The 3,008-nt window shown below is 60.4% G+C and carries 2 protein-coding genes and 1 pseudogene; all 3 read right to left on the reverse strand.

The annotated features are described in order from the left end of the window. Nucleotides 1-600, reverse strand: a pseudogene (locus A9762_RS26035) (autotransporter outer membrane beta-barrel domain-containing protein); the annotation flags it as partial. A gap of 466 nt (nt 601-1,066) precedes the next feature. Beyond that, nucleotides 1,067-2,173, reverse strand: coding sequence for a porin (locus A9762_RS26040; RefSeq protein WP_069344875.1), 1,107 nt, complete (start codon nt 2,171-2,173; stop codon nt 1,067-1,069). Between the two features lie 271 nt (nt 2,174-2,444). Continuing rightward, on the reverse strand, nt 2,445-3,008 hold a 564-nt coding region (locus A9762_RS29340; protein ID WP_139133414.1), incomplete at its 5' end, for an ABC transporter ATP-binding protein.

Below are 3,008 nucleotides of genomic sequence, written 5' to 3' on the forward strand. Positions count from 1 at the left end.
GCCGTTACCGCCGTTGCCACCGACCACGGTGGCGTTGTTCGTCGACTGGCCGGACGTCGTCAGCACAACGCCCGTGCCGCCTTCGCCGCCACCACCGCCATTGCCACCGCCACCGCTCCCTATCGTGTCCATGCCACCGCCGCCGCCACCGATGCCGCCGTTGCCGCCGCTAACGGTCTGCGTATTGGTGCCTCCGGCGGTCAGGACTGCGCCAGTTCCCCCCGCGCCGCCACCGCCGCCACCTGCGCCGTTCGCCGTCGGTCCGGTTGAATTGGCCGAGCCTCCCGTGCCGCCGGTACCGCCCGCACCACCGGGAAAGAGTGCGGCACCCGAGCCTGCCGTACCGTCGGTCCCATTGCCACCGCCGCCGGCATTGGCGCCGCCTGCGCCACCCGCGCCGCCGTTCCCGGCATTGCCGTTGGTGTCCACACCGCCGCCGCCACCGCCGTTACCGCCGGTGCCGTTGGCATCGCTGGCGTTACCGCCTGCACCGCCGTTGGGGCTGCCCGCAGCGCCGGGTGTGCCACCGGTACATGTCGCACCGGGCGATGCCGAGCAGCCCCCGGCCCCATCCGCAGAGAATGCAGGTGATGCCGTCATGCCGAATATCACGACCGCACTCGCCATTGCGATCGCGCGACGCAAAGGAAAATGCGGTGCTTCGGGGATTGCCGGCGCCGTCTGGATTTTCGGGAAATCGAATTGCAGGGAATGAAAACTACCGGGTACTGAGGAGAAACCGGTTGAATCGTTGAGGAGAACGCTATCGAAATGTTGCTTCTGCTGAAACTGCCGGGAACCGCATGCTGTCACGTTACTGCCGGTACGACATTCGATACTTGGGGGCATATCGCCAGTCTCCATCGCAATTAAAACGCCGATGCAGTCTAACAAATCCTTACAACATGCCAAACCCTCATTTCATTGAAACAATATTAACGGACAATGCAATCACACTTTAAAAAGTAATTTAAATTACTCAAATGAAAATTAAAATACCTGTGCGAAACCGATCATCGTGCGCGGGACGCACACCCTGTTCGTCCCGCGCCTGACCGACGAACAATCAGAACCGGTGTCTCATACCGATGCGCAACAGTCCTTGCCCGTTACTCGACGACGCGCTCACGCCATAAATCTGTGCGACGCTCGCGGCGGCCGTGGAATCCGTGCCGCTGGCACGCTGATAAATCGCCAGCGCATAAATGTCGGTACGCTTCGACAAGAAGTAGTCGTACACCGCGCTCAATTGCTGGTAGCCCGCCTTTTCTGCGCGTGTGAGCGTATAGGCCGCCGAAATCACCACCGCATTCGACCACGTGTATTGCGCGTTGAATTCGTAGTTGTTCATCTTGGCCGCACCGCTGAATGGCGTGGCGCTTGAGAATGAAACATCCTTGAACTGTGTGTTCGTATATAACGCCCCGAGCTTGAGTGCCCCAAACTGATACGCACCGCCGGCACCAATCACCTGCAACGACTGTGCACTCGAATAGCCACGATTGACCGGGCTCGTCATGCTGCCGTCGTACATCGAATTCAGCGGGTTCTGTGCATTCAGGTAGCCGAACCCCAAATGCACCGGGCCATTCTGATAACTCGCACCGAAGCTGTAGATCTGATTCGTCTTCATCGATCCGGCAACACCGCCAAAGCTGTATACCCCGCCGAAAGTAAAGCCGTTGTAATCCGCGCTGTTAAAGCGCACCGAGCTGTTCACACGTGCCGTCGAATCGACGTTATCCGCATCGCCCGGGTGCGAGCTCATGAAGCCCACCAGTTTGTTACTGGACGCGAGCGGGCCCAGAAACGTCCCCAGCGAATCGTAATGACGGCCCAGGGTCAGCGAGCCGTATCGGCTCGACGACAGGCCCACGAATGCCTGACGCCCGAACTCCCGGCCATTGTTCGCGAGCTTGCCATTGGTAATGTCGAATCCGTTTTCGAGACGGAAGATCGCCTGCAATCCCCCGCCCAGATCCTCCGTGCCTCGCAGTCCCCAACGGTTCCCGTTCAACGCACCGCCCGCCATCTGCACATTGTGCGATCCGCCCTGATTGGTCGTGTAGTTGATGCCGTTGTCCAGAATCCCGTATATCGTCACCTGACTTTGCGCCGCTGCATACCCACTCACCGTGAGCAGAGCGCCAGCAGCGATACATCTTTTTTTCATAATACGTAGTCCTAATTGATAAAAGCAATCGAATACCCGAAGCAAGCTGCGGGATCGAGCGAGAAGAAAAATGCGCATGCCAACGCCCTCGACAGGGCGCCCTGATGCCGGTGACGAAGGCATGCGGCACCTGCTGCTATCCAAACATCTCCTACCATGCACGCACCGGCCGCCTTCGCAACCGGCACCTACCCCCTCGGCAACGGTCCGGCGTCGAGCGTCGTTCCGATCGTGTGGTCGACGTCGTCCTCATTGCCATGACTCGCCGCGCTCAGGTCGTCGCACGAAACAACATGCAGCGCTCCTGCGGCAAACGTAGCCACAGCGTGCTGTCATCCACCTCACGCGTCGTACGAACCCGCATCTCCGAACCGCCCGCTGCCACCAGGTACTCCATATGTGTCCCAAGGAAATCGCGCTGAAGCACGCTGGCACGAATGACGTTGGATGCCCCGTCCGGTCGCAGATCGCGCTCCGCCACGATTTCTACGTGATCCGCGCGAATGGCAATGTGGCCGGCGTCGCCCGGCGAGAGCAAACCGCCGGTTGCCTGCAAACGTTGTCCGTCGGACAGGCATAACGTCGGCTCGCCCATCGCGTCGAGCGATTCCACCGTGCACGCGAGCATGTTGCTGTGTCCCACGAAGTCCGCCACGAAGGGGCTTTTCGGGGATTGATAGATCTCGCGCGGCGTACCGATCTGCACGATGCGCCCTGCACTCATCACCGCAATGCGGTCGCTGAGCGATAACGCCTCGTCCTGATCGTGGGTGACATAGACAGTGGTGATCTTCAGCCGTCGCTGCAACTCGCGCAGCCAGCCACGGGCGCGCAG

Source organism: Pandoraea sp. ISTKB (genome assembly GCF_001721285.1).
GTDB classification, from domain to species: Bacteria; Pseudomonadota; Gammaproteobacteria; order Burkholderiales; family Burkholderiaceae; genus Pandoraea; species Pandoraea capi.

Coding starts and splice junctions, on each gene's coding strand:
- A9762_RS26040 (WP_069344875.1), bottom strand. CDS start 2,173: ATGAAAAAAAGATGTATCGCTGCTGGCGCTCTGCTCACGGTGAGTGGG.